Here is a 25974-nt window from a genome sequence, read left to right as displayed (position 1 = left end):
TTGTCGGTACAAATACCGCGCATTGTTTCACTACCCCCATCACCGCAACCATAAGGCTCCAGTAAGTTTTTTCTAACGGAGCACGGCTCATGACAGTGAAAGCAAAGCGTTTTCGCATCGGGGTGGAAGGTGCCACCACCGACGGACGCGAAATCCAGCGTGAATGGCTGGAACAGATGGCAGCCAGCTACAACCCGGCGGTGTATACCGCGCTGATTAACCTTGAGCACATCAAGTCTTATCTGCCGGACAGCACCTTTAACCGCTACGGCAAGGTGACGGCGCTGTTTGCTGAAGAAATCACGGAAGGTCCGCTGGCAGGCAAGATGGCGCTGTATGCCGATGTTGAGCCAACGGAGTCCCTGGTGGAGCTGGTGAAAAAAGGCCAGAAATTATTCACCTCTATGGAAGTCAGCCCGAAGTTCGCTGATACGGGCAAAGCCTACCTGGTCGGCCTGGCTGCCACTGATGACCCTGCCAGTCTGGGCACTGAAATGCTGACATTCAGCGCAAGTGCAGCCCATAACCCGCTGGCAAACCGCAAGCAGAATCCCGCCAATCTCTTTACCGCTGCAGAGGAAACGGTGATCGAACTGGAAGAAATCCAGGACGACAAACCTTCCCTGTTTGCCCGTGTCACGGCGCTGTTTACCAAAAAAGAGCAGTCCGACAATGCCCGGTTCTCTGATGTGCATAAGGCCGTGGAGCTGGTCGCCACTGAGCAGCAAAACCTGAGCGCACGCACCGAAAAATCCCTGTCTGAGCAGGAAGAACGTCTGTCTGAGCTGGAGACTGCCCTGCAGGCACAGCAGACCGCCTTTAACGAACTGGTGAATAAGCTGAGTCATGAAGACAGCCGCCAGGACTACCGCCAGCGTGCAACAGGCGGTAACGCCCCCGCTGACACTCTGACCAATTGCTGATGGAGCACAAAACCTGATGAAGAAGAATACCCGCTTTGCTTTTAACGCTTATCTGCAGCAGCTGGCGCGTCTGAACGGTGTGGCAGTTGAAGAACTGTCCAGCAAGTTCACTGTAGAGCCGTCTGTGCAGCAGACGCTGGAAGACCAGATCCAGCAGTCCGCCGCTTTCCTGACGCTGATTAACGTCACGCCAGTGACTGAGCAGTCCGGTCAGCTGCTGGGGCTGGGTGTTGGCAGCACCATTGCCGGAACCACTGACACCACCGCGAAAGAGCGTGAACCTGTCGATCCAACGCTGATGGTCGATGTGGAATACAAATGCGAACAGACCAACTTTGACACGGTGCTGACCTACGCGAAGCTGGATCTGTGGGCGAAGTTTCAGGATTTCCAGGTGCGTATCCGTGACGCCATCGTGAAACGTCAGGCACTGGACCGCATCATGATCGGCTTTAACGGCGTGAAGCGTGCGAAAACCTCCAACCGTAGCGAAAACCCGCTGCTGCAGGATGTGAACAAAGGCTGGCTGCAGAAAATCCGTGAGGATGCACCGGATCACGTCATGGGCAGCACCACCACGGGCGGTGAAACCACACCGGGCGCAGTGAAAGTCGGCAAAGGTGGCGAATATGCCAACCTGGACGCCGTAGTGATGGATGCCGTCAATGAGCTTATCGATGTGGTCTACCAGGACGATGACGATCTGGTGGTGATTTGCGGTCGTGAACTGTTGTCTGACAAGTATTTCCCACTGGTCAACAAAGAGCAGGAAAACAGTGAAAAACTGGCTGCCGATATGATCATCAGCCAGAAACGCATGGGTGGCCTGCAGGCCGTGCGTGCGCCGTTCTTCCCGCCGAATGCGCTGCTGATCACCCGTCTGGATAACCTGTCCATCTACTGGCAGGAAGACACCCGCCGCCGTTCAGTTATCGACAACCCGAAACGTGACCGGATTGAAAATTTTGAATCCGTTAACGAAGCCTATGTGGTTGAGGACTACCGCTGCGCCGCACTGGTGGAAAACATCCAGATTGGCGACTTCAGCGCCGCCGCAGCAGAAACCGGAGCATAAACCATGAGCCTGAGTCCCGCACGGCAGCATCGCCTGCGCGTTCAGGCTGAACAGGCCGCCCGTGAGGGCGGCAGCGTTCGCCACGCGTCGGGCTATGACCTGATGCTGCTGCAACTGGCGGAAGACCGCCGCCGTCTCAAGGGCGTTCAGTCCACGGTCAAAAAAGCGGAAATCAAAGTGGAGCTGCTGCCGAAGTACGCCGCCTGGGCGGAGGGTGTTCTGGCTGCCGGAGGCGCGCAACAGGATGACGTGCTGATGTACGTGATGCTGTGGCGTATTGATGCCGGAGATTATGCCGGGGCGCTGGAGATCGGGCGTCATGCCCTGCGTCATGGCTGGGTGATGCCGCTGGGTAACCGCAACGTGCAGACCGTGCTGGCAGAGGAAATGGCAGACGCCGCGCAGAGCGCAATGCTTGCCGCCACCGGCTTCGATGTCGATCTGTTGTTGCAGACGCTGGAGCTGACAGACGGTCTGGATATGCCGGACCAGTCACGGGCGCGTCTGCATAAAGCGATTGGCGCAGTCCTGAGCGAAAGCAATCCGGCTTCCGCCCTTAATCATCTCAACCATGCGTTACAGCTCGATCCCCGCTGTGGCGTGAAAAAAGACAAACAGCAGCTGGAGCGCAGACTGCGCAATGACAGCCGCTGACAGAACGTGCCCCCGCGCACGGGCGGCACGGGGTGGCGAAAGGCACAGCCACATCAAAACTCCGTCCACCGCCCTCTATTTCAGGAGAAAGCAGCATGAAGTTTGTTGCGCCAGAACAGGCACCGGAACAGGCGGAAATCATCAGAAATACGCCGTTCTGGCCTGATGTGGACCTGTCGGAGTTTCGCAGTGTCATGCGCACTGACGGCACGGTGACGCAGCCGCGTTTAAAGCAGGTTGCGCTGTCGGCAATTTCGGAGGTCAACGCAGAGCTGTATGAGTTTCGCAGACGCCAGCAGATGCTGGGGTATGCCTCGCTGGCAGAAGTCCCGGCGGAACAACTGGACGGCAAAAGCGAGCGCATTCAGCACTATTTCAACGCGGTTTACTGCTGGGCACGCGCCATGCTCAACGAACGTTACCAGGACTATGACGCCACGGCATCCGGTGCGAAGCGAGGCGAGGAACTGGCGGAAGCAAGCGGTGATTTATGGCGTGACGCCCGCTGGGCCATCAGCCGGGTGCAGGATGCGCCGCACTGCACAGTGGAGCTTATCTGATGAAAGTGCGTGCGCATCAGTATGACACGGTGGACGCACTTTGCTGGCGTCATTACGGGCGCACGCAGGGTGTCACGGAGCAGGTACTGAAGGCAAATCCGGGGCTTGCCGAATACGGCCCCTTTTTACCTCACGGGCTGCAGGTGGAGCTGCCGGACATTCCGACAACCACCACCGTGCAGACCGTCCAGCTATGGGACTGAATTATGACGCTTGAGCGAATCAGCGCCTTTATCACGTATTGCATCGCCGTCGTGCTGGCCTGGCTGGGCGATTTGTCCATCAAGGATGTCTCAACGCTGGGCGGCCTGATGATCGGTGTGCTGATGCTGGCTATCAACTGGTACTACAAACACAAAGCCTACCAGCTTCTGCGCGACGGGCAGATCTCGCGGGAGGATTATGAATCCATCAATCGTTAAACGTTGCCTTGTCGGGACCGTGCTGGCTATTGCTGCCACTCTGCCGGGTTTTCAGCAGCTTCACACCTCCGTCGAGGGGCTGAAACTGATTGCCGATTACGAAGGCTGTCGTCTGCAGCCGTATCAGTGCAGCGCGGGTGTCTGGACCGACGGCATTGGTAATACATCGGGCGTCATTCCCGGCAAAACTATTACGGAACGACAGGCAGCAGAAGGGCTGATCTCCAACGTGCTACGTGTGGAGCGGGCGCTGGAAAGGTGTGTGAAGCAACAGCCGCCGCAGAAGGTGTATGACGCTACGGTGTCGTTTGCCTTCAACGTGGGGACGGGCAATGCCTGTAGTTCCACGCTGGTGAAATTGCTCAATCAGCGGCGCTGGGCGGATGCGTGCCGACAGTTGCCGCGCTGGGTTTATGTGAAAGGTGTTTTTAATCAGGGGCTGGATAACCGCCGTGCGCGGGAGATGGCCTGGTGCCTTAAAGGAGCTGGACTATGACACGTGCGCTGGCGGTAGTGGCGGTGCTGGCACTCGTTGCGCTGGGCTGGCAGTCGTGGCGGCTTAACAGCGCCAGCCACACCATCGAAACGCAGCGCGCGGCGCTGAAAAGTAAAGCGCAGGAACTGACGAAGAAAAACAGCCAGCTCATCGGTCTGTCCATTCTGACTGAAACCAATAACCGGGAGCAGGCGCGGCTCTATGCCGACGCAGAACAAACCAGCGTACTGCTGAGACAACGACAACACCGGATTGAGGAACTGAAACGTGAGAACGAGGATTTACGCCGCTGGGCTGATACTCCTTTGCCTGCTGACATTATCCGGCTGCGAAAACGTCCGGCATTCACCGGAGGTGCAGCTTACCGTCAGTGGTTGTCCGCGAGTGACGCCGTGTCGGCTGGATCAGGCCGCGCCGCGCACTAACGGTGATCTGAACGCATTGCTGGATGAAACGGAGGCCGCCTGGGCGGTCTGTGCAGACAAAGTGGACATGATTATTGCGTGTCAGGAGCGAAACAGTGAACAAACCACAATCCCTGCGCCACGCCCTCAATAAAGCAGTGCCTTATGTCCGTAATAACCCGGACAAACTGCATCTGTTTGTAGATAACGGTTCGCTGGTTGCCACCGGGGCCAGCTCCATGTCATGGGAGTATCGTTACACCCTGAACGTGGTGATAGAGGATTTCAGCGGCGACCAGAATCTGCTGATGGCCCCGGTTTTGCTGTGGCTGCGTGATAACCAACCTGATGCCATCAATAATCCGGCATTACGGGAAAAGCTATTCACCTTTGAGGTGGATATTCTGCGCAACGATGTCTGTGATATCAGCCTTAACCTGCAGCTGACAGAGCGTGTGGTGGTCAACACTGACGGCAGTGTGTCGAGTGTTGAAGCTGTAGCGGAACCCGATGAACCTGAAGAAATGTGGACGGTGAAACGTGGCTGAACTGCAGAAGGTGGACGACTGGCTGAGTGCCTTGCTGGCGAATCTGGAGCCAGCCGCAAGAAGCTGCATGATGCGTCAGCTGGCGCAGGAACTGCGCCGGACACAGCAGCAGAACATCAGGATGCAGCGCAACCCTGACGGCAGCAGCTATGAACCGCGACGGGTAACAGCACGCAGTAAAAAAGGCCGTATCAAACGTCAGATGTTTGCAAAGCTGCGCACCACAAAATACCTGAAAACTGCCGCCAGCGCCGACTCTGCCAGCGTGCAGTTTGAAGGCAAGGTGCAGCGCATTGCCCGCGTTCACCATTACGGCCTGCGTGATCGCGTCAGTCGCAAAGGACCGGAGGTCCGTTACGCAGAGCGTCGCCTGCTGGGTGTAAATGATGATTTATACTTTTTAACACGCCGCATTTTATTGCAATGGTTGGCGAGGTAGAGTTGGTTGACTTTTTGTAGTTCCTACTCTAACCTCACCGATTGATTTTAGGTTATATCAATCCCAAAATAAATTATTATTAATATTGCTCATATCGAAAGTGAAGTTCTTTTCTGTAATAGTTTCGTACCTTTGTTCATAGATTATTTTTACATATCTAAACCCCTGTGTTACAGAGCGAATTTTTCGGGGTTTTGATGCAAGCATAACAAGTATTTCAAATACTTTATCAAGATAGTTGTGGGTGTGTTCAACTAAAAGGGGGGTAAATTTACCACCTTTTCCAGAATGGACTATGTTATTTCTTGTTCTATAAATTCTTCTGAGTTGCCATTCTAATCTTAACTTATGGTTATCTAAAGTTGATTTAATTGACTCCGGGGATGAAACTATGTTTTTTATATACTCGAAACGATCTGAAAGCAATGTGTAATCACGAAATTTAGCGGATAAAGATTCCCTTACTGATTCGTATTCAGGAAGAATCATTATATTGGCTAGTTTGTGTTTCGCTTTTGCTCCAGGTATTCCTTTTAAATGTGAGTTTAGTATGTGTCTATTCCATAACAGCAGGTCTCGGGTAAGGTTGTCAATTAAGGAGTCTATATATGTAATATTCAGGAATGGAATTATACTTGCAGTAATATGTTCTATTGTTGCTTGATCCTTGGATTTAGTGTCTGTCGGCACTAATGATTCAAGAGCTATCCATAGATTTAAAAGCTGATTTTCAACATTTTCACTTTTTAATGCCATTGAATGTAATTGAATACTTCTCAAGAACTTGGCAAATGAACTATTTTCTAGAGAAAACTCAGACATCAATGATTCAAGACGTTTCTTGGCCTTTTCATGCTTTAAGTCCTTGCATTTTTTCATGGGGTTAAGTCTTTCAGCCACTTTCAAAGAGTCTGTATCAGTTATAACGAAAGCTTCATTTGACCAAGTAGGTTTATCTTTATGATGATAAATATTTAAAAAGGATGATGCTAATTTAAGTAGGTTTTCAGCATTCTCTCTTGCTGAATAAGAATCAAAAGCTTCTATATTTGATACGCAAACTATCTTCTTTCTTTGCAGATTTCTAAAAAAAACATGTTGGGAAAATTCTTCTGGTGGTTCTTTCTCAACAGACAAAGAGAGTCTTTCGAAAGTTGGCTCTGCGCCTAAAAACACTGGTTCAACAATAAAATATATTTTGTATTTCTTTTTTTCGAGTTTTATTAAATCAAAAAAAGAAGAGACATCAGTGTTATTTGATATTTTATTATTCCCATAATAAAAAAATTGCTGGGTTAAATTCTTAAGATTATGTTGGCTAAAGCCAATGTAGAGTAATAAACTGATATAATTTCTTGTTAGCTTGCGTATGATGCTTCTTTCCCAGTTAGGGGATGATAACTCTTGGGTGATAAGTTCTTCACTTTTTTCTTTATATAATTTGGGTGGTAATTGAATGACCAGCATTTCAATTATTGAGCTTCTCTCTTTAGGGCTTATGTTAGTATTTTTTAGTTTGTTGAGAAAAGCTTGGTAAGCATCACCTAATAAATCTTGTGCTACTTTATCACATGACAAGTTATGTATTAATTCTGCGGTTAAATGTTCAATATTTTTAGGCTGAATAATACCATCCTCAACATCTTTAATTGTATTTAAAGTTTCTACTCCAATTGTTGGGGTATTCATCACTGAGGGTTTGTATGTGTCCAGTGTATAGTCAAATAGCATTTCATCCAGTAATTGCGCAAAATATACTAGTGCTTTACAAGTGTCTGGGCAATCCCATTTATACAAAGAACGAAATTTCATTTTTGTTATTCCATATTGTAAGACCGCTCATACAAATACATATGTTTTAAGATAAATGCAAGATGTTGAATCATTGCCCTATGAACGCACAACTAACCGAAATCATGCGCCTTATCACCAACCTGATCCGCACTGGGGTAGTCACCGAAGTGGACAGGGAAAACTGGCTTTGCCGGGTGAAAACGGGCGAGCTTGAAACCAACTGGATCAGCTGGCTGACGCTGCGTGCCGGGAATGCCCGCACATGGTGGCGACCATCGGAAGGTGAGCAGGTTGTGCTGCTGAGTCTGGGCGGCAATCTGGAAACCGCCTTTGCGCTGCCCGCTGTCTATTCGAATCAGTTCGCACCACCGTCTACGTCGGCGGACGCCTGCGTGACAGAACATCCTGACGGCGCCTGGTTTGAATACGAACCCGCCACCGGGCGCTGGTATGTCAGGGGCATCAAATCAATGGTCATTGAGGCCGCTGACAACATCACCATGAAAACCAGTGAGTTTGTGCTGGAGGCTGATCGCACGCGTATTAACAGCGAAGTGGTGATCAATGGTGGCGTTACCCAGGGCGGCGGAGCGATGAGTTCTAACGGGATCGTGGTTGATGCGCATCAGCATACTGGCGTTCTGAAAGGCGGCGACACAACCGGAGGCCCGCTATGACGCTTTATAGCGGGATGAACAATACCAGCGGCAAAGCCATTACTGATATTGACCATCTGCGCCAGTCGGTGCGGGACATTCTGCTGACGCCGCAGGGTAGCCGCATTGCTCGCCGTGAATATGGTTCCCTGCTGTCGGCACTGATAGACCAGCCACAAAATCCGGCGTTACGCCTGCAGGTCATGTCGGCAGTGTATGTGGCGCTGAGTCGCTGGGAGCCACGGCTGACGCTGGATTCCATCACCATCAACAGCCATTTTGACGGTTCAATGGTGGTGGCGCTGAGCGGGCGGCGTAATAACGGTGTGCCTGTTTCCCTTTCCGTATCAACAGGAGCAGAGAATGGCAGTGATTGACCTTTCGCAGTTGCCTGCGCCGCAGATTGTGGATGTGCCGGACTTTGAGACGCTGCTTGCCGAACGCAAGGCCGAATTTGTTGCGCTTCATCCGAAAGATGAGCAGGAAGCAGTGATGCGTACGCTGGAACTGGAATCTGAACCCGTCACCAAATTGCTGCAGGAGAACGCTTACCGTGAGTTGCTTCTGCGCCAGCGCATTAACGAAGCCGCGCAGGCTGTGATGGTGGCTTACGCGATGGGCAGCGATCTTGACCAGCTCGCTGCCAACTACAACGTGAAACGCCTGACGGTGACGCCTGCTGATAATGACGCTGTGCCGCCCGTTGCAGCTGTGATGGAAAGCGATGAAGCGTTACGCCTGCGTGTGCCTGCAGCCTTTGAAGGGCTTTCAGTTGCGGGGCCAACTGCAGCTTATGAATTTCATGCCCGAAGCGCCGACGGTCGGGTGGCGGATGCCAGTGCAACCAGCCCGGCACCTGCAGAGGTGGTGCTGACTGTCCTTAGCCGCGAAGGCGATGGAACTGCAGAAAAAGACCTGCTGGACGTGGTGGAAAAAGCTCTGAACAGTGAGAACGTCCGCCCGGTGGCTGACCGTCTTACGGTTCGCAGCGCAGAAATCATCCCGTATCGCGTGGAAGCCACCATTTTTCTCTATCCGGGACCGGAAGCAGAGCCGGTAATGGCAGCGGCAAAAGCCAGCCTGCAGAAGTACATCGCCAGTCAGACGCGTCTTGGTCGGGATATTCGCCGTAGCGCCATCTTTGCCGCCCTGCATGTTGAGGGTGTGCAGCGTGTGGAGCTGGCTTCTCCTCTGGCGGATGTGGTCCTGAACAAAACACAGGCGGCATCATGTACGCAGTGGAGCGTGACCAACGGGGGAACGGATGAATAGTCTGCTGCCACCGGGTTCAACGCCACTGGAGCGCCGACTGGCGCAGACCTGTCGCGGGATTTCTGAACTGCAGGTGCCACTGCGTGACCTGTGGGATCCGGCTACCTGTCCGGTCAGTTTCCTGCCTTATCTCGCCTGGGCGTTCTCTGTGGATCGCTGGGACGAGGGCTGGACAGAAGGCGTCAAGCGCCAGGTGGTGAAGGATGCTTTTTATATTCATCAGCATAAAGGGACCACCAGTGCCGTGCGTCGGGTGGTGGAGCCGTTCGGCTTTCTGATCCGCATTATTGAGTGGTGGCAGACCGGAGAGACACCGGGCACGTTTCGTCTGGATATCGGCGTGCAGGACCAGGGCATCACTGAAGATACCTATCTGGAACTTGAGCGACTGATAAGCGATGCCAAACCATGTAGCCGTCACATGATCGGCATGTCCATCAACCTGCAGACCAGCGGCCCGCATTGGGTGGGGGCAGCCAGTTATCTTGGCGAAGAAATCACGATCTATCCGTATATCAACGAAACAATTATTTCCGGCGGCACCGCGCATGAGGGCGGGGCAGTCCACGTTATTGACACAGTGAGAGTGAATCCATGAGCACAAAATTTTATACCCTGCTGACGGATATTGGCGCGGCGAAACTTGCCAGCGCCGCCGCGCTCGGTGTGCCGCTAAAAATTACCCATATGGCGGTGGGCGATGGCGGCGGAGCATTGCCGACGCCGGACGCAAAGCAGACTGCACTGGTAAATGAGAAACGCCGGGCTGCGCTGAATATGCTCTATATCGACCCGCAGAACAGCAGCCAGATTATTGCTGAACAGGTGATCCCTGAAAACGAGGGCGGTTGGTGGATTCGTGAAGTGGGGCTGTTTGATGAGTCCGGGGCATTGATTGCCGTGGGCAACTGCCCGGAAAGCTATAAGCCGCAACTGGCTGAAGGCAGCGGGCGCACCCAGACCGTGCGCATGGTGCTGGTTACCAGCAGCACGGACAATATCACCCTGAAAATCGACCCTGCCGTCGTGCTGGCAACCCGCAGGTATGTGGATGACAAGGCTCTGGAGCTGAAGGTGTACGTGGATGATCTGATGGCAAAACATCTTGCCGCACCGGACCCGCATTCACAGTATGCACCCAAAGAAAGTCCGACGTTTACCGGGACACCCAAAGCGCCAACGCCAGCAGCAGGGAATAACACCACGCAGATTGCGACCACCGCGTTTGTTCAGGCGGCTCTGACGGCTCTTATTAATGGTGCGCCAGCCACCCTGGACACGCTGAAAGAAATAGCCGCAGCCATTAACAATGATCCGAAATTCAGTACCACCATTAACAATGCGCTGGCGCTGAAAGCGCCGCTGTCGAGTCCGGCACTTACCGGGACGCCAACAGCTCCCACGGCGGCGCAGTCGGTCAACAATACACAGATTGCCACTACCGCTTTTGTGAAATCGGCAATTGCAGCCATGGTGGGTTCTGCACCTGCGGCACTGGATACGCTGAACGAACTGGCAGCGGCGCTGGGGAATGATCCGAACTTTGCCACGACAATAACTAACTCCCTTGCGGGGAAGCAGCCAAAGGATGCTACTTTAACGGCGTTGGCAGGGCTTTCTACATCAAAAGATAAACTCCCTTATTTTACAGGGGAAGATCGGGCTGCCTTAACTGCACTGACAAGTGTTGGGCGTGCCATTCTTAGCAAGCCCAGCGCACAGGGCGTTCTTGATTATCTTGGTTTAGGGGATGGCTCTGCATTACCTGTTGGTGTCCCTGTTCCGTGGCCTTCTGCCACTCCACCGACAGGCTGGCTGAAATGCAACGGAGCGGCTTTTTCGGCTGAAGAATATCCCAAACTGGCAAAGGTTTATCCGACAAATAAATTGCCTGATTTACGTGGTGAGTTTATTCGTGGCTGGGATGATGGGCGTGGTATTGATGCTGGACGTGCTTTATTGAGCCTTCAGGCTGGAATGCTGGAAAAACACCGCCATATGGTTGTAGCCAACGATGGGTATGATTCAAAAGAGGAATGGGAACTGGCGGCAATCTTCAGAAAAGCATATACGCAAGGCCGGGGGCTTGATGCTGCCGATGCCGGAGGGACTCTGATTCCATCACCAACGCTACATACACGAGGGAGTATTGGTAACACAGGTGGGAGCGAAACCCGTCCACGAAATATTGCATTTAACTATATCGTGAGAGCTGCATAATGGATAAAGCCGTATTAAATAGCGAACTTATTGCCACGAAGGCGGGGAATATTACCGTCTATAACTATGATGGTGAAACACGGGAATATATTTCTGAATCAACAGAATATCTTGCTGTCGGCGTCGGTATCCCCGCATATTCGTGTTTAGATGCTCCTGGTTCATATCAGTCAGGTTATGTGTCCTGTCGAACTCTGGATTTGAGATCATGGGAATATGTCCCTGACCACCGTGGTGAAACGGTCTATAACACATTGAACGGTAAACCGATGGAAATAAAAACGATTGGTGAATACCCGGAAAATGTGACCACTCTTGCACCATCCACACCATATGATGTTTGGAATGGGAATGAATGGGTTGTGGACCTACAGGCGAAAAAAAACGCATTAGAGAAGGTTTTTATAACAGAAAGAGATATGGCGATCAATGAAGCTCTGAACTACATATCTCCTTTACAGAGTGAATTATTATTGGGGAGTATTTCGGAGCGAAATAAAGAAATTTTGCAGGTATGGTTAAACTATATTAATGAGCTAAAGGAAGCGGTATTTGTTTCTGATAAAGCTTCCTTATTGCCTGCTAAGCCAGAATGTTAGTATTGCCTAAAGCTAGCCATTTATTGGCTGGCTTTTGAGAGCAATATACTTTGTGTGCGTGAAAATAATCGGTCCATGATTCTGGAAGAAATTGTACTGCTTAATAAGTAACATATAGCAAAGCTGATTATTACTGTACCTACCAATACGAACGGCCATGACAACATCTTATTTAGGTAAGTGGAAATGTATAATATAAATAGACCATGTAACAGATATATACTAAGACTATTTTTTCCAAACATCTCTAAAATTACACAGGTGGGTTTTAGCTGCATGAGAGCTAATACAAAAGCCGGAACTGCTGCATAGTTGACTACTTTGTATAACATAAGTACAACTATAGACTTATCAAAATAAGAGAATGGAAAAGCGCCGTAGAGAAATATGGTAGGTGCAAATATCGATAAAATCACTAATGCAATAACTGCTGAGAATAAAATGAGGTATATCGTATTTTTGCCGTGCCTTTTACGTAATAAATTATTCCGATAAAATAACGCTCCTATAATAAAGTAGGGTAGAAAATTAATTGTCCTCATAATGGATAGAGTCTGCGAACTGAAATCAATGAATTGAAATGCGAAGCTTATAAGTAAAGAAAGACAAAGAGGGTAACGGAAGGTGAATAGAACAGAAGCAATTATTTGCCAGAAAAAAAGGCTTAAAAGATACCACATTATCCAATAAGGCGCGCCAATCTTAAGATAACCAGAAATACTTCCTGTCAGCAAGAAGTTGATAAATTCATAAATAAAATTAAAAACAATGAATGGAACAAGAATATGTTTGCTTAATTTGTATATGTCAAGATTGCTACATCCCTTGCTAAGAAAACCAGAAATTAATACAAAGGCGGGCATGTGAAATGTGTAAATGAAATCATATATATATTTCACTTGTTCATGTTCTACGCCACCGCCAAGTATGTGCGCCATAACCACCAGTAAAATTAACGCGCCTTTGAGCGTATCGATAGTGTTATCACGATTATCGATCTGTTGTGCCACGGACAATCCTTAAGTGTATATAGTTAGTTTTCTGTTGAAGACAGTATCCAGGGTAACGGATTCAATTAAAAGTATTAAATGAGAATCTGATAATTGTGCAGGCCGTCGTACAAACGACCTCGCGTGACCTAAGGCAACTTTATTTTCATAGTAGGCATTATCCCTGTAAACCGGAGAGACTGCCTTATGGCTCAGGATTACCACCACGGGGTGCGCGTTGTTGAAGTCAACGAAGGCACCCGATCCATTACCACGGTGAGCACCGCCATCGTGGGTATGGTCTGCACGGGCGATGATGCCGATGCAAAAATGTTTCCTCTTAATAAACCCGTGCTGATCACTGATGTACTGACCGCCAGCGGTAAAGCGGGTGAGACCGGCACGCTGGCCCGTTCGCTGGATGCCATCGCTGACCAGGCAAAACCCGTGACCGTAGTTGTGCGTGTGCCGCAGGGTGAAACGGAAGAAGAAACCACAACCAATATCATCGGCGCAGTGACTGCTGAAGGTAAAAAAACAGGCATGAAAGCCCTGTTATCTGCCCAGTCACAGCTCGGCGTTAAACCGCGCATTCTCGGCGTGCCGGGTCACGATAATAAAGCCGTTGCGACTGAGCTGCTGAGTGTGGCGCAAAGCCTGCGCGGGTTTGCTTACCTGTCGGCGTATGGCTGCAAAACAGTGGAAGAAGTGCTTACCTACCGTGAAAACTTCAGCCAGCGCGAAGGGATGCTGATCTGGCCCGACTTTACTGGCTGGGACACGGTGCTGAATGCCGAAGCAACAGCATATGCCACCGCCCGTGCGCTTGGTCTGCGCGCCAAAATTGACGAGCAGACCGGATGGCACAAAAGCCTGTCTAACGTGGGCGTGAACGGTGTCACCGGAATTTCTGCTGATGTGTTCTGGGATCTGCAGGACCCGGCAACAGATGCAGGTCTGCTGAACCAGAACGACGTCACCACGCTTATCCGCAAAGACGGTTTCCGCTTCTGGGGTTCCCGCTGCCTGAGTGATGACCCACTCTTTGCCTTCGAAAACTACACCCGCACGGCGCAGGTGCTGATGGACACGATGGCAGAAGCGCATATGTGGGCGGTGGACAAACCGCTGAACCCGTCGCTGGCCCGCGACATTATCGAAGGTATCCGCGCCAAAATGCGCAGCCTGGTCAGTCAGGGCTATCTCATTGGTGGTGATTGCTGGCTGGACGAGTCGGTGAATGACAAAGACACTCTGAAAGCCGGAAAACTCACCATCGACTACGACTACACGCCAGTGCCGCCACTTGAAAACCTGATGTTGCGTCAGCGCATCACCGATCAGTACCTGGTGAATTTCTCCAGCCAGGTCAGCGCGTAAGGGGACAACATGGCTTTACCACGCAAATTAAAACATCTGAACTTGTTTAACGACGGGAACAACTGGCAGGGGATCGTTGAGTCGCTGACGCTGCCGAAATTCACCCGCAAATATGAGAAGTATCGCGGCGGCGGAATGCCGGGTGCAGTGGATGTGGATCTGGGGCTTGATGACAGTGCGCTGGATACAGAATTTTCCATTGGTGGTACTGAATTGCTGCTGTTTAAGCAGATGGGCAAAGCCACGGTGGATGGCATCCAGCTGCGCTTTACCGGCTCTATCCAGCGTGATGATACCGGGGAAGTGCAGGCCGTGGAGCTTGTGGTGCGTGGACGTCACAAAGAAGTGGATTCCGGCGAGTGGAAGACGGGCGAAAGCAACACCACCAAAGTGACCAGTACCAACAGCTACGCGAAGCTGACCATCAATGGTGAGGTGCTCTATGAAGTGGACCTTATCAACATGGTGGAAATTGTGGACGGTGTGGACCTGATGGAAGCGCACCGCAACGCCCTCGGCCTCTGATGTATCTGAACGGCGCGGGATTCCGCGCCAGAACCCAATTTACAGGACAACAAAATGAGCGATAAGCAGACTGAAAAGACCATTCAACTGGATACCCCTATCAAGCGCGGTAAAACGGAAATCACCGAAATTGTGCTGCGTAAACCGCAGTCTGGTGCGCTGCGCGGTACACGCCTGCAGGCCATTATGGATATGGATGTGAACGCGATGATGACCGTGATCCCCCGCATTTCCAGTCCGGCACTGACTGCACAGGAAATTGCAGATATGGACCCGGCAGATCTCACTGCCATGTCGGTTGAGGTTGTTACTTTTTTGTTGAAGAAGTCGGTGCTTGCCGGTTTACCGACAGCCTGACGGTTGACGATCTGGTGGCAGATATCGCCACCATTTTTCACTGGCCGCCATCCGTTACTGACGTTATGCCGCTGACCGAAGTGCTGGAATGGCGGTATAAAGCGATTCAGAGAAGCGGGGCCAACGATGAGTGATAACAACCTGCGCCTGCAGGTCATTCTTAATGCGGTTGACAAACTCACCCGCCCATTCCGTGCTGCACAGGCCAGTTCGAAAGAGCTGGCTGGCGCAATCAGAAACTCCCGTGACGCATTAAAGCAACTCAATCAGGCGGGTAACAGCCTGGAAAAATTTCGCAAGCTGCAGGCCGATAACAAGAAGTTAGGCGACAGGCTGAACTATGCCAGACAGAAGGCTAATTTGCTTAGCTCTGAGCTGGAGGCGATGGAACAACCATCACAACGGCACCTTGTGGCTTTAGGTCGGCAAACGCTGGCAGTCCAACGCCTGGAAGAACAACAAAAATATTTGCAGAAGCAAACGGCGCTTGTGCGTGCAGAGCTGTACCGGGCGGGAATTTCTGCGAAAGATGATGCGGGAGCAACTGCCCGTTTAGCCCGTGAAACATCACGTTATAACCAGGAACTTTCGAAACAGGAGGCGCGGCTGAAGCGACTGGGGGAAGCTCAGCGCAGGATGAATGCGGCGCGTGCCAGTTATGCCCGTTCACTGGAGGTGCGTGATCGTATTGCAGGTGCCGGAGCCACCACCACGGCTGCAGGGCTGGCAATGGGCGCACCAGTGATGGCGGCAGTAAAAAGCTATACCAGCATGGAAGATGCCATGAAAGGTGTGGCAAAGCAGGTCAATGGTCTTCGTGACGATAATGGCAACCGCACTGCACGTTTTTATGAAATGCAGGATGCCATCAAGGCTGCCAGCGAACAGTTGCCGATGGAAAACGGTGCGGTGGATTTCGCTGCACTGGTTGAAGGTGGTGCGCGCATGAACGTCGCAAACCCTGACGACAGCTGGGAAGACCAGAAACGTGACCTGCTGGCCTTCGCCAGTACGGCAGCAAAGGCGGCAACAGCCTTTGAGCTGCCAGCGGATGAACTGTCAGAAAGTCTGGGGAAAATCGCCCAGCTCTACAAAATCCCTACCCGCAATATTGAACAGCTCGGTGATGCGCTGAACTATCTGGATGATAACGCCATGTCGAAAGGGGCAGATATCATTGATGTCATGCAACGCCTGGGTGGTGTGGCTGATCGTCTGGATTATCGTAAAGCGGCGGCGCTGGGTTCCACCTTTCTGACACTGGGCGCTGCGCCAGAGGTTGCAGCCAGTGCAGCAAACGCGATGGTGCGTGAATTGTCCATTGCCACCATGCAAAGCAAGAGTTTCTTTGAAGGAATGAATCTGCTGAAACTCAATCCTGAAGTGATTGAAAAGCAGATGACGAAGGATGCGATGGGAACTATCCAGCGCGTACTGGAGAAGGTGAACGCACTGCCGCAGGATAAACGTCTGTCTGCCATGACCATGTTGTTTGGTAAAGAGTTTGGCGATGACGCGGCGAAACTGGCAAACAACCTGCCGGAACTGCAGCGCCAGTTAAAGCTGACAGCGGGCAATGATGCGCTCGGTTCCATGCAGAAAGAATCCGACATCAACAAGGACTCACTTTCTGCTCAGTGGTTGCTGGTCAAAACCGGAGCGCAGAACACCTTCAGCAGCCTGGGCGAAACGCTGCGCCAGCCGCTGATGGATATTCTGTACACGGTGAAAAGCATCACGGGGGCGTTGCGCCGCTGGGTGGAAGCTAACCCGGAACTGACAGGCACACTGATGAAAGTAGCCGCTGTGGTGGCTGCGGTTACCGTAGGCCTCGGAACCTTAGCGGTGGCGCTGGCTGCAGTGCTGGGGCCGCTGGCAGTGATTCGTCTGGGATTCTCTGTGCTGGGTATCAAAACGTTACCTTCCGTTACGGCAGCAGTAACCCGAACCAGCAGCGCGTTGTCCTGGCTGGCTGGCGCACCACTGGCACTGTTGCGACGCGGGCTTGCTTCATCGGGCAACGCCGCAGGTTTACTTACTGCGCCGTTGTCGTCTTTGCGCCGCACGGCATTACTGACGGGAAATGTCCTGAAAACTGTAGCAGGTGCGCCGGTTGCACTTTTGCGGTCTGGATTATCCGGTTTACGTGCTGTTGCTGTGATGTTTATGAATCCTCTGGCGGTACTGCGCGGTGGACTGGCCGCCGCAGGCACGGTGCTGCGAGTACTGGCATCTGGTCCACTGGTGATGCTGCGCGTTGCCCTGTATGCCGTATCTGGTCTGTTAGGTGCTCTGCTCAGTCCGATTGGTCTTGTGGTTACTGCACTGGCGGGCGTGGCGCTGGTTGTCTGGAAATACTGGCAACCCATCACCGCATTTCTTGGTGGAGTGGTGGAGGGATTCAAAGCGGCGGCAGGTCCCGTCAGTGAAGCATTCGAACCGCTTAAGCCCGTGTTCCAGTGGATTGGCGACAAAGTACAGGCGCTGTGGGGCTGGTTTACTGATCTGCTGACGCCCGTTAAGTCGACCTCTGCCGAACTGCAGAGTGCAGCGGCAATGGGGCGACGATTCGGGGAGGCACTGGCGGAAGGGCTAAATATGGTCATGCATCCGCTGGACTCCCTGAAATCCGGCGTTTCCTGGTTGCTGGAGAAGCTCGGCATTGTCAGTAAAGAGGTCGCAAAGGCAAAACTGCCGGAAAGCGTGACGCGTCAGCAACCTGCGACGGTGAATGCAGACGGTAAAGTGATGATGCCATCGGGTGGTTTTCCATCATGGGGATATGGCTTTGCGGGGATGTATGACAGCGGCGGGTATATCCCGCGCGGGCAGTTTGGCATCGTCGGTGAAAACGGGCCGGAAATTGTTAACGGCCCGGCAAATGTGACCAGCCGGAGAAATACAGCTGCACTGGCTGCCGTTGTTACCGGAATGATGGGAGTTGCTGCCGCGCCAGCAGAGCTTCCACCGTTGCACCCTTTGGCACTTCCCGCGAAAGGTGGAGAAGCAATTGTGAGTCGCGCAGCCACTGTGCCGCCCGTTTACAGGATTGAGGCACCGACGCAGATCATCATCCAGACGCAGCCAGGACAAAGTGCGCAGGATATTGCACGGGAGGTGGCCCGCCAGCTTGATGAACGTGAACGCAGGCTGAAGGCAAAAGCCAGGAGTAACTACAGCGATCAGGGGGGATACGACGCATGATGATGGTGCTGGGATTGTACGTGTTTATGCTGCGCACCGTGCCGTATCAGGAACTGCAGTATCAGCGCAGCTGGCGACATGCGGCTAACAGTCGGGTAAATCGTCGTCCATCCACGCAGTTTCTGGGACCGGACAACGACATGCTGACGCTTTCTGGTGTTCTTATGCCGGAGATAACAGGCGGCAGGCTGTCATTGCTGGCACTGGAGCAGATGGCAGAACAGGGGAAAGCATGGCCCCTGATTGAAGGCAGCGGCACGATTTACGGCATGTATGTGATTGAGGGACTGAATCAGACCAAAACGGAGTTTTTCCGCGACGGTATGCCGCGCCGGATTGAGTTCACCCTGTCGCTCAAACGGGTGGATGAATCCCTGTCCGATATGTTTGGTGATCTCAGTGCGCAGCTGAATAATCTGCAGGACATGGCAACATCTGCCTTAAGCGATATCAGTAAAACGGTGGGAGGGCTGCTGTCATGAATTTCAGCTCTGAACTGCTTAACAAAGGCAACAAAACTCCGGCATTCAGTATCAGTATTGAGGGCAGGGATATCACCACTGTGCTGGATAACCGTCTGATGAGTCTGACGCTGACGGACAATCGGGGCTTTGAAGCGGACCAGCTTGATCTGGAGCTGGACGACGCCGACGGAAAAATCGTGCTGCCGCGCCGTGGTGCGGTCATTACGCTGGCGCTGGGCTGGAAGGGGCAGCCGCTTTTCCCGAAAGGGGCATTCACGGTGGACGAGATTGAACACACCGGCGCACCGGATCGCCTGACTATCCGGGCGCGAAGTGCTGATTTTAGGGAAACGCTGAATACCCGCCGTGAAAAATCGTGGCACAAGACCACTGTCGGGGAAGTGGTGAAGGAAATAGCCGCGCGTCATAAGCTGAAGATGGCACTGGGTAAAGACCTGTCGGATAAGCCCGTGGAGCATATAGACCAGACTAATGAGAGTGACGGCAGTTTTCTGATGCGGCTGGCGCGCCAGTACGGTGCCATCGCGTCGGTGAAAAATGGCAATCTGTTATTCATCCGGCAGGGACAGGGCAAAAGCGCCAGCGGTAAACCACTGCCGGTGATCTCAATCACACGTAAGGACGGCGACAGTCACCGCTTTACCCTGGCAGATCGCGGAGCCTACACGGGCGTAATTGCCAGTTGGTTGCATACCCGCGAACCCGCGAAGAAAGAAAGCACCACGGTGAAGCGTAAGCGCAGGACTAAGAAGCAGAAGAAAGAGCCGGAAGCGAAGCAGGGCGATTACCTGGTGGGTACGGATGAAAACGTGCTGGTACTTAATCGCACTTATGCCAACCGGAGCAACGCCGAACGGGCAGCGAAAATGCAGTGGGAACGCCTGCAACGCGGCGTTGCATCATTCTCGCTACAACTGGCGGAAGGGCGGGCAGATCTCTACACAGAAATGCCTGTGAAGGTCAGTGGCTTTAAACAGCCGATAGATGATGCGGAATGGACCATTACGACTCTGACGCATACCGTCAGCCCCGATAACGGTTTTACAACCAGTCTGGAGCTTGAAGTGAGGATTGATGATTTCGAAATGGAATGATTCTTCGCAATGGAGAACTTTTAAGTTTGCAAAATGGAATAATGCGGTATCATTATTGTGAATTTAGCAAAAATGGGGAGAACTCGAAAAATGATGATTTGCCCACTGTGTGGAAGTGCCGCCCATACTCGCAGCAGTTTTCAGGTATCTTCATTGACCAAAGAGCGTTACAACCAGTGCCAGAATATTAACTGCAGCCATACTTTTGTAACCCATGAAACTTTTGTTCGTTCGATTGCAACGCCAAAAGAGTCAAATCCGGTTCAGCCGCATCCAATGAAATCAGGACAGGTGGCGCTCTCTCTTTGACGCTGCCGCCATTTTGTCGCCATCGTTAAAAAACAGTGCTTCTAACGTCATGATTTTAAACGGCATAAATTTCAGGCAACAAAAAACCCATCAACCTTGAACCTAAATGGCGGGGTTGATGGGCTCCACAAAATGGGGACATCAAAGAAAAGCAGTGGCACTAATTAAGACTGATACCCTGAAGAAAAGTTCTGCGGTTGTACAAAAAAATTTCATTTTTAGGGCAACTTCAGTTTTATCCGAGTCCGGGCCATACCATCACAATGATTGTCCCTGCCAGTGTCAGCAGTACGTTAGCTATTGCATAAGTGCCCGCATAGCCCAGCGCCGGGATGTTACTGCGGGCTGTATCACTGATGATCTCCATTGCCGGTGCGCAGGTTCGTGCGCCCATCATTGCGCCGAATAACAGTGCGCGGTTCATACGCAATACGTAAGCACCGAACAGGAAGCAGATAACAACGGGCACCAGACTGACAATCAATCCGGCAATCAACATCTGACCGCCAATCGCGCCCAGGCCGTTATTGATGCCGCTACCGGCGCTTAAACCAACACCCGCCATAAACACCATCAAACCAAACTCTTTCACCATACTTAACGCACCCTGCGGAATATAGCCGAAGGTCGGGTGGTTAGCGCGCATAAAGCCCAGCATAATGCCAGCGAATAACAATCCGGCAGCGTTACCCATGCCAAAACTGAAAGTGCTGAACTGGAAGGTAATCATCCCGATCATCAGGCCTATAACAAAGAATGCGCAGAATGCCAGCAAGTCGGTGACCTGGCTGTGAATCGAAATAAAGCCGATACGGTCAGCGATGGTCTTCACACGGCGGGCATCGCCGCTCACCTGCAAAACGTCACCTTTGTTAAGCACTACGTTATCGTCAATTGGCATCTCGATCTGACTGCGGATCACGCGGTTAAGGAAGCAACCGTGATCGGTCAACTTCAATTGCGCCAGACGTTTACCGACGGCGTTATGGTTTTTGACGACCACCTCTTCAGTGACAATACGCATGTCGAGAAGGTCACGATCAAAAACTTCTTTACCGTTACGGAAGCTGGGATCGAGTCGGGCGTGGGCATCGGGATATCCTACCAACGCTATTTCATCGCCCATTTGCAACACGGCGTCACCATCCGGATTTGCCAGAATCCCGTTACGACGGATACGTTCAATATAGCAACCGGTCTGTCGATAAATACCCAATTCACGCAAGTTCTTGCCGTCGGCCCAGGCGACCAGTTCCGGTCCGACTCGGTAAGCGCGAATCACCGGCAGATAGACTTTGCGGCTGGCGTCGGTGTCCAGACCTCGCTCACGAGCGATTTGCTGGGCGCTGGTCTGTAAGTCCTGATGCTGTAACTTGGGCAGGTAACGCGCTCCGACAATCAGGCTCACCAGACCGATCAAATAGGTTAATGCATACCCAAGGCTTAAATTATCCAGTGCCGCGGAGAGCTGCCCGCTTTCTATACCAGAGTGGCGTAACGTATCGCCCGCACCGACCAGAACCGGCGTCGATGTCATGGAGCCAGCCAACATACCGGCCGTCAGGCCAATGTCCCAGCCAAACAGCTTACCCAAACCTAAGGCGATCAACAGCGCACTACCGACCATTACCAGCGCTAACATTAGGTAATTTTTCCCATCGCGGAAAAAAATGGAAAAAAAGTTGGGTCCGGCTTCGACCCCGACGCAGAAAATAAACAGCATAAAGCCAAGATTAAGCGCGTCGGTGTTAATACTGAAATGTTGTTGACCTAATAATAGCGATACGACTAAAACGCCAATGGAATTACCCAGTTGGATTGAACCAAGTCGTAATTTTCCGAGACATAGCCCAAGCGCGAGGACCACGAATAATAACAGAATGTAATTCCCATTTAACAATTCGGCGACGTTTATATTCACGGAGACTAACTTCTTGTTTACGAGTAAGCTGTTGAAAGAAATGGTAATTTAAGATAATGTTTTTACCTGAATTCAGGGCGCAGATTCATTCAGCGCACTTAATCAATAGTAAAGTAACAATATATTTTACTAGTGTAATCACATTAGATACCAACGGCTATAAGAATTGTGTTGGCCTATATTAGCATGGAATGCGAAGCGGCTTTATCTTACTGAGCGCCACACTGGCGAAAAATGTGTTCGATAGAGGCAGTGTCAGGAGGAAGATGTGAAACATAAACAACGTTGGGCGGGGGCAGTCTGCTGTTTTGTCCTCTTCATTGTGGTGTGCCTTTTCCTGGCGACGCATATGAAGGGCGCTTTTCGGGCTGCCGGGCATCCTGAAATCGGCTTACTGTTTTTCATTCTTCCTGGAGCTGTCGCCAGTTTTTTTTCGCAGCGTAGAGAAGTCCTTAAACCCCTGTTTGGCGCAATGCTGGCAGCACCGTGTTCTATGTTAATTATGCGCCTGTTTTTTTCACCAACACGCTCATTCTGGCAAGAGCTGGCATGGTTATTGAGTGCTGTCTTCTGGTGTGCGCTGGGGGCGTTGTGTTTCTTGTTTATCAGTAGCTTGTTCAAGCCACAACACAGAAAAAATCAATAAAGCCCTCAAACAGAGAGGGCTTATCCGGCAAATCAGGCGTCAAGATTCTCTTTTACCCAGGCTGCAAAATCGGTATAGCCACCGATGTGTTGCTGATCGACAAAAATCTGCGGCACGGTTTCAACGGGCTTCCCGGCCTTCTGTTGTAAATCTTCTTTAGTGATCCCTTCAGCACGAATATCCACATACTGATAGTGAAAATCATCGCGCTCGTTGCTTAATTTTTCTGCCAGATCTTTTGCACGAACGCAGTAAGGGCAACCCGGACGGCCGAAAATAACGGTTTGCATTTTCTCTCTCCATTTATCTGTCATGCGTGCATGATCACGCCAAATCTTATTCGCTGAAAGTAGGTTTAACCTGTTGCATTGATTGCTTAAAGCTATAACTGTTAAGCACAATGTGATGAAAGGTTTTAAACTGGCCGCTCACTTTGCAGAGGGAAGCCTATGCGCACGATCGGTAAATTGCCTGACAGTGTGTTGATACTGGAATTTCTCGGAATGATGTTACTGGCTGTGTCGCTGCTGTCGGTAAGTGACTACCTTTCGCTTCCGATGCCGTTTTCTACACCAGAAGCGCAAATTCTGATGATTTTTCTCGGTGTTTTGCTCATGCTTCCCGCTGCGGTGGTGGTTATTCTTCAGGTTGCAAAACGGCTTGCCCCGCAACTGATGAATCGTCCACCAGAATCTTCATGTTCAGAAAGAGAAAAAGATAATGACGCCAACCATTGAACTCATTTGTGGTCATCGCTCCATTCGCCATTTCACTGATGAACCTATCTCCGCTGAACAGCGCGAGGCGATTATCAACAGCGCCCGGGCGACTTCCAGTTCCAGTTTTTTGCAGTGCAGCAGCATTATTCGCATTACTGATAAAGCTCTGCGTAATGAACTGGTAACGCTGACCGGTGGGCAAAAACACGTTGCGCAAGCGGCGGAGTTCTGGGTGTTCTGTGCCGACTTTAACCGCCATTTACAGATTTGCCCGGATGCTCAACTCGGCCTGGCGGAACAGTTGTTACTCGGTGTCGTTGATACGGCGATGATGGCGCAAAACGCCTTAACAGCAGCGGAATCGCTGGGATTGGGCGGTGTATATATCGGCGGCCTGCGCAATAACATTGAAGCAGTGACGGAACTGCTGAAATTGCCGAAGCATGTATTGCCGCTGTTTGGCTTGTGCCTGGGCTGGCCTGCGGATAACCCGGATCTCAAGCCGCGTTTACCGTCCTCTATTTTGGTGCATGAAAACAGCTACCAACCGCTGGATAAAGACATTCTGGCGCAGTATGACGAGCAACTGGCGGAATATTATCTCACCCGTGGTAGCAATAATCGCCGTGATACCTGGAGCGATCATATTCGCCGGACGATTATCAAAGAAAGTCGTCCTTTTATTCTCGATTATTTACATAAACAAGGTTGGGCGACGCGCTAAAACCGTAACGCCGATGTATTATACGCGGGCTTTTGACCAGGTCTGACAGAGAGGTGCAGGGTGAAAATTGCCATATTGTCCCGGGATGGAACGCTCTATTCGTGTAAGCGACTGCGTGAAGCGGCGTTGCAGCGCGGTCACCTGGTTGAAATTCTCGATCCGCTTTCTTGTTACATGAACATTAATCCTGCGGCGTCGTCCATTCATTATAAAGGTCGCAAGCTTCCCCATTTTGATGCGGTGATCCCGCGCATTGGCACCGCCATTACCTTTTATGGAACGGCGGCGCTGCGCCAGTTTGAAATGCTGGGCAGTTATCCGCTAAATGAATCGGTTGCTATTGCCCGTGCGCGTGACAAATTGCGTTCAATGCAATTGCTGGCACGTCAGGGTATTGACCTGCCTGTCACAGGGATAGCGCATTCGCCGGACGATACCAGCGACTTAATCGAGATGGTCGGTGGTGCGCCGCTGGTGGTCAAGCTGGTTGAAGGTACGCAGGGAATTGGTGTGGTGCTGGCGGAGACGCGTCAGGCGGCAGAAAGCGTGATTGATGCATTTCGCGGCCTGAATGCCCATATTCTGGTGCAGGAATATATCAAAGAGGCGCAAGGGCGCGATATTCGCTGTCTGGTCGTCGGTGATGAAGTGGTTGCGGCGATTGAACGGCGGGCGAAAGAAGGCGATTTTCGTTCCAATTTGCATCGTGGTGGCGCGGCAAGCGTCGCAAGTATCACGCCGCAGGAGCGCGAAATCGCCATTAAAGCCGCGCGAACGATGGCGCTGGATGTTGCCGGTGTGGATATTCTGCGTGCAAATCGCGGACCGTTGGTGATGGAGGTAAATGCATCGCCAGGTCTGGAAGGGATAGAAAAAACCACCGGTATAGACATCGCGGGTAAAATGATCCGCTGGATTGAACGCCATGCTACGGCGGAATATTGCTTAAAAACCGGTGGTTAGTCGCAATAACGTGACTGATCATGGTTTTGCCTGCGCTTTTTGCGTAAGCTGTGCCGGTCTTTTTATCGGAAGAGGTTGTACAAAATTATGACATCGCTGGTCGTTCCTGGTCTGGATACGTTGCGTCAATGGCTCGATGACCTGGGGATGAGTTTTTTTGAATGTGATAACTGTCAGGCTCTGCATCTGCCACATATGCAGAATTTCGACGGTGTCTTTGATGCCAAAATCGATCTGATAGATAACACAATCCTGTTTTCTGCTATGGCGGAAGTCAGACCTTCAGCCGTGTTACCGCTGGCGGCGGATTTATCAGCCATCAATGCCAGTTCGCTGACCGTGAAAGCATTTCTTGATATGCAGGATGATAATCTGCCAAAGCTGGTGGTTTGCCAGTCTTTATCCGTTATGCAGGGCGTAACCTATGAACAGTTTGCATGGTTTGTACGTCAGAGCGAAGAGCAGATTTCGATGGTTATCCTTGAAGCCAATGCCCATCAACTGCTGTTACCGACTGATGATGAAGGGCAAAACAACGTTAGCGAAAACTATTTCCTTCACTGATAATTCCTTTTGAGCACGCAGTCGCTGCCGCA

Annotated in this window: 34 protein-coding genes; 30 read left to right on the top strand and 4 right to left on the bottom strand. The window is 51.4% G+C overall.

Annotated elements, in window-relative coordinates; all coding sequences use genetic code 11:
• Window positions 1–89: 89 nt before the first annotated feature.
• The 11 genes from C0K55_RS06465 to C0K55_RS06415 all read left to right on the top strand — a co-directional run bounded on the left by C0K55_RS06465 (window position 90) and on the right by C0K55_RS06415 (window position 5521).
• Complete coding sequence (locus tag C0K55_RS06465; RefSeq protein WP_105266194.1) at window positions 90–923, top strand: GPO family capsid scaffolding protein; 834 nt, start codon at window positions 90–92, stop codon at window positions 921–923.
• A 16-nt stretch (window positions 924–939) separates the two neighbouring features.
• Window positions 940–1998, top strand: a complete 1059-nt coding sequence (locus tag C0K55_RS06460; RefSeq protein WP_000742511.1) for a phage major capsid protein, P2 family — start codon at window positions 940–942, stop codon at window positions 1996–1998.
• A gap of 3 nt (window positions 1999–2001) precedes the next feature.
• Window positions 2002–2652 (top strand): phage terminase small subunit, encoded by a 651-nt coding sequence (locus C0K55_RS06455; RefSeq protein WP_000059197.1) that lies wholly within the window; start codon window positions 2002–2004, stop codon window positions 2650–2652.
• 95 nt (window positions 2653–2747) lie between these two features.
• Entirely contained in the window at window positions 2748–3212 is a 465-nt protein-coding gene (locus C0K55_RS06450; protein WP_000673520.1) for a head completion/stabilization protein, read from the top strand.
• Window positions 3212–3415: a tail protein X gene (locus C0K55_RS06445; protein WP_000868175.1), complete on the top strand. Its 204-nt coding sequence runs from the start codon at window positions 3212–3214 to the stop codon at window positions 3413–3415. Before C0K55_RS06450 ends, C0K55_RS06445 begins: the two co-directional genes overlap by 1 nt.
• 3 nt (window positions 3416–3418) lie before the next feature.
• Window positions 3419–3634, top strand: coding sequence for an HP1 family phage holin (locus tag C0K55_RS06440; protein WP_042106347.1), 216 nt, complete (start codon window positions 3419–3421; stop codon window positions 3632–3634).
• Window positions 3615–4130, top strand: coding sequence for a lysozyme (locus tag C0K55_RS06435; RefSeq protein ID WP_001573376.1), 516 nt, complete (start codon window positions 3615–3617; stop codon window positions 4128–4130). The genes C0K55_RS06440 and C0K55_RS06435 overlap by 20 nt, the downstream gene beginning before the upstream one ends.
• On the top strand, window positions 4127–4555 hold the full coding sequence (lysB, locus tag C0K55_RS06430) for an Rz-like lysis system protein LysB (protein ID WP_105266195.1): 429 nt from the start codon (window positions 4127–4129) through the stop codon (window positions 4553–4555). The genes C0K55_RS06435 and lysB overlap by 4 nt, the downstream gene beginning before the upstream one ends.
• Window positions 4440–4688, top strand: a complete 249-nt coding sequence (gene lysC, locus C0K55_RS26525; protein ID WP_236942157.1) for an Rz1-like lysis system protein LysC — start codon at window positions 4440–4442, stop codon at window positions 4686–4688. The genes lysB and lysC overlap by 116 nt, the downstream gene beginning before the upstream one ends.
• A complete protein-coding gene (locus C0K55_RS06420) occupies window positions 4651–5082 on the top strand; it encodes a phage tail protein (RefSeq protein WP_105266196.1) in 432 nt (143 codons plus the stop codon). Before lysC ends, C0K55_RS06420 begins: the two co-directional genes overlap by 38 nt.
• Window positions 5075–5521 (top strand): phage virion morphogenesis protein, encoded by a 447-nt coding sequence (locus tag C0K55_RS06415; RefSeq protein WP_105266197.1) that lies wholly within the window; start codon window positions 5075–5077, stop codon window positions 5519–5521. The genes C0K55_RS06420 and C0K55_RS06415 overlap by 8 nt, the downstream gene beginning before the upstream one ends.
• Window positions 5522–5578: 57 nt before the next feature.
• On the opposite strand, the gene C0K55_RS06410 is transcribed toward C0K55_RS06415, so the two are convergent.
• Window positions 5579–7333, bottom strand: coding sequence for a hypothetical protein (locus tag C0K55_RS06410; protein ID WP_021542920.1), 1755 nt, complete (start codon window positions 7331–7333; stop codon window positions 5579–5581).
• Between the two features lie 80 nt (window positions 7334–7413).
• Here C0K55_RS06410 and C0K55_RS06405 point away from each other — a divergent pair, with 80 nt between their 5' ends.
• Genes C0K55_RS06405 through C0K55_RS06380 form a run of 6 tightly spaced genes read left to right on the top strand, consistent with a single transcriptional unit; the run spans window position 7414 to window position 12062 of the window.
• Window positions 7414–7992 (top strand): phage baseplate assembly protein V, encoded by a 579-nt coding sequence (locus C0K55_RS06405; RefSeq protein ID WP_105266435.1) that lies wholly within the window; start codon window positions 7414–7416, stop codon window positions 7990–7992.
• A complete protein-coding gene (locus tag C0K55_RS06400; protein WP_000177576.1) occupies window positions 7989–8348 on the top strand; it encodes a GPW/gp25 family protein in 360 nt (119 codons plus the stop codon). The genes C0K55_RS06405 and C0K55_RS06400 overlap by 4 nt, the downstream gene beginning before the upstream one ends.
• Window positions 8335–9243 (top strand): baseplate assembly protein, encoded by a 909-nt coding sequence (locus C0K55_RS06395; RefSeq protein ID WP_040075574.1) that lies wholly within the window; start codon window positions 8335–8337, stop codon window positions 9241–9243. The genes C0K55_RS06400 and C0K55_RS06395 overlap by 14 nt, the downstream gene beginning before the upstream one ends.
• Complete coding sequence (locus C0K55_RS06390; RefSeq protein ID WP_105266434.1) at window positions 9236–9841, top strand: phage tail protein I; 606 nt, start codon at window positions 9236–9238, stop codon at window positions 9839–9841. Before C0K55_RS06395 ends, C0K55_RS06390 begins: the two co-directional genes overlap by 8 nt.
• Window positions 9838–11463 carry a phage tail-collar fiber domain-containing protein gene (locus tag C0K55_RS06385; RefSeq protein WP_105266433.1) on the top strand — a complete coding sequence of 542 codons (1626 nt, stop codon included), beginning with the start codon at window positions 9838–9840 and terminating at the stop codon, window positions 11461–11463. The genes C0K55_RS06390 and C0K55_RS06385 overlap by 4 nt, the downstream gene beginning before the upstream one ends.
• Window positions 11463–12062 (top strand): tail fiber assembly protein, encoded by a 600-nt coding sequence (locus C0K55_RS06380; protein WP_105266432.1) that lies wholly within the window; start codon window positions 11463–11465, stop codon window positions 12060–12062. Before C0K55_RS06385 ends, C0K55_RS06380 begins: the two co-directional genes overlap by 1 nt.
• A gap of 20 nt (window positions 12063–12082) precedes the next feature.
• On the opposite strand, the gene C0K55_RS06375 is transcribed toward C0K55_RS06380, so the two are convergent.
• Window positions 12083–13072 carry an acyltransferase family protein gene (locus C0K55_RS06375; RefSeq protein WP_105266431.1) on the bottom strand — a complete coding sequence of 330 codons (990 nt, stop codon included), beginning with the start codon at window positions 13070–13072 and terminating at the stop codon, window positions 12083–12085.
• A 186-nt stretch (window positions 13073–13258) separates the two neighbouring features.
• Here C0K55_RS06375 and C0K55_RS06370 point away from each other — a divergent pair, with 186 nt between their 5' ends.
• The 8 genes from C0K55_RS06370 to C0K55_RS06335 all read left to right on the top strand — a co-directional run bounded on the left by C0K55_RS06370 (window position 13259) and on the right by C0K55_RS06335 (window position 20405).
• Window positions 13259–14431, top strand: a complete 1173-nt coding sequence (locus C0K55_RS06370) for a phage tail sheath protein (RefSeq protein ID WP_105266430.1) — start codon at window positions 13259–13261, stop codon at window positions 14429–14431.
• A gap of 9 nt (window positions 14432–14440) precedes the next feature.
• On the top strand, window positions 14441–14956 hold the full coding sequence (locus C0K55_RS06365; protein ID WP_001207660.1) for a phage major tail tube protein: 516 nt from the start codon (window positions 14441–14443) through the stop codon (window positions 14954–14956).
• Window positions 14957–15010: 54 nt separating this feature from the next.
• Window positions 15011–15313 carry a phage tail assembly protein gene (locus C0K55_RS06360; RefSeq protein ID WP_105266429.1) on the top strand — a complete coding sequence of 101 codons (303 nt, stop codon included), beginning with the start codon at window positions 15011–15013 and terminating at the stop codon, window positions 15311–15313.
• 14 nt (window positions 15314–15327) lie between these two features.
• Window positions 15328–15447 (top strand): GpE family phage tail protein, encoded by a 120-nt coding sequence (locus C0K55_RS06355; protein WP_000763311.1) that lies wholly within the window; start codon window positions 15328–15330, stop codon window positions 15445–15447.
• Window positions 15440–18517, top strand: a complete 3078-nt coding sequence (locus C0K55_RS06350; protein WP_105266428.1) for a phage tail tape measure protein — start codon at window positions 15440–15442, stop codon at window positions 18515–18517. Before C0K55_RS06355 ends, C0K55_RS06350 begins: the two co-directional genes overlap by 8 nt.
• Window positions 18514–18999 carry a phage tail protein gene (locus C0K55_RS06345; RefSeq protein ID WP_000980389.1) on the top strand — a complete coding sequence of 162 codons (486 nt, stop codon included), beginning with the start codon at window positions 18514–18516 and terminating at the stop codon, window positions 18997–18999. Before C0K55_RS06350 ends, C0K55_RS06345 begins: the two co-directional genes overlap by 4 nt.
• Window positions 18996–20096, top strand: a complete 1101-nt coding sequence (locus tag C0K55_RS06340; RefSeq protein ID WP_001583381.1) for a phage late control D family protein — start codon at window positions 18996–18998, stop codon at window positions 20094–20096. Before C0K55_RS06345 ends, C0K55_RS06340 begins: the two co-directional genes overlap by 4 nt.
• 90 nt (window positions 20097–20186) lie before the next feature.
• The gene (locus tag C0K55_RS06335) at window positions 20187–20405 is read left to right on the top strand and encodes an ogr/Delta-like zinc finger family protein (RefSeq protein WP_000972391.1); all 219 of its coding nucleotides are present in this window, start codon (window positions 20187–20189) and stop codon (window positions 20403–20405) included.
• Between the two features lie 235 nt (window positions 20406–20640).
• Here the strand turns inward: C0K55_RS06335 and C0K55_RS06330 are convergent, their stop codons facing one another.
• A complete protein-coding gene (locus tag C0K55_RS06330; protein ID WP_001024862.1) occupies window positions 20641–22326 on the bottom strand; it encodes an aspartate:alanine antiporter in 1686 nt (561 codons plus the stop codon).
• Between the two features lie 268 nt (window positions 22327–22594).
• Here C0K55_RS06330 and C0K55_RS06325 point away from each other — a divergent pair, with 268 nt between their 5' ends.
• The gene (locus C0K55_RS06325) at window positions 22595–22972 is read left to right on the top strand and encodes an inner membrane protein YbjM (RefSeq protein WP_000681115.1); all 378 of its coding nucleotides are present in this window, start codon (window positions 22595–22597) and stop codon (window positions 22970–22972) included.
• A 32-nt stretch (window positions 22973–23004) separates the two neighbouring features.
• Here C0K55_RS06325 and grxA read toward each other — a convergent pair whose 3' ends face one another.
• Window positions 23005–23262 carry a glutaredoxin 1 gene (gene grxA / locus C0K55_RS06320; RefSeq protein WP_001195226.1) on the bottom strand — a complete coding sequence of 86 codons (258 nt, stop codon included), beginning with the start codon at window positions 23260–23262 and terminating at the stop codon, window positions 23005–23007.
• Window positions 23263–23421: 159 nt separating this feature from the next.
• Between grxA and C0K55_RS06315 the strand changes: the two genes are divergently transcribed.
• The 4 genes from C0K55_RS06315 (at window position 23422) to C0K55_RS06300 (ending at window position 25942) form a co-directional block, all read left to right on the top strand.
• The gene (locus tag C0K55_RS06315) at window positions 23422–23709 is read left to right on the top strand and encodes a YbjC family protein (RefSeq protein WP_001259126.1); all 288 of its coding nucleotides are present in this window, start codon (window positions 23422–23424) and stop codon (window positions 23707–23709) included.
• Complete coding sequence (gene nfsA, locus C0K55_RS06310) at window positions 23693–24415, top strand: nitroreductase NfsA (RefSeq protein WP_000189116.1); 723 nt, start codon at window positions 23693–23695, stop codon at window positions 24413–24415. Before C0K55_RS06315 ends, nfsA begins: the two co-directional genes overlap by 17 nt.
• 60 nt (window positions 24416–24475) lie before the next feature.
• Window positions 24476–25378, top strand: a complete 903-nt coding sequence (gene rimK / locus C0K55_RS06305; protein WP_000684354.1) for a 30S ribosomal protein S6--L-glutamate ligase — start codon at window positions 24476–24478, stop codon at window positions 25376–25378.
• An 87-nt stretch (window positions 25379–25465) separates the two neighbouring features.
• Window positions 25466–25942 carry a YbjN domain-containing protein gene (locus C0K55_RS06300; RefSeq protein ID WP_001516074.1) on the top strand — a complete coding sequence of 159 codons (477 nt, stop codon included), beginning with the start codon at window positions 25466–25468 and terminating at the stop codon, window positions 25940–25942.
• Window positions 25943–25974: the final 32 nt, after the last annotated feature.

Source organism: Escherichia sp. MOD1-EC6098 (assembly GCF_002965865.1).
GTDB lineage: Bacteria > Pseudomonadota > Gammaproteobacteria > Enterobacterales > Enterobacteriaceae > Escherichia > Escherichia marmotae.
The sequence above is the reverse complement of the archived record's forward strand: the minus strand, read 5'-3'. Positions and strand labels throughout refer to the sequence as shown.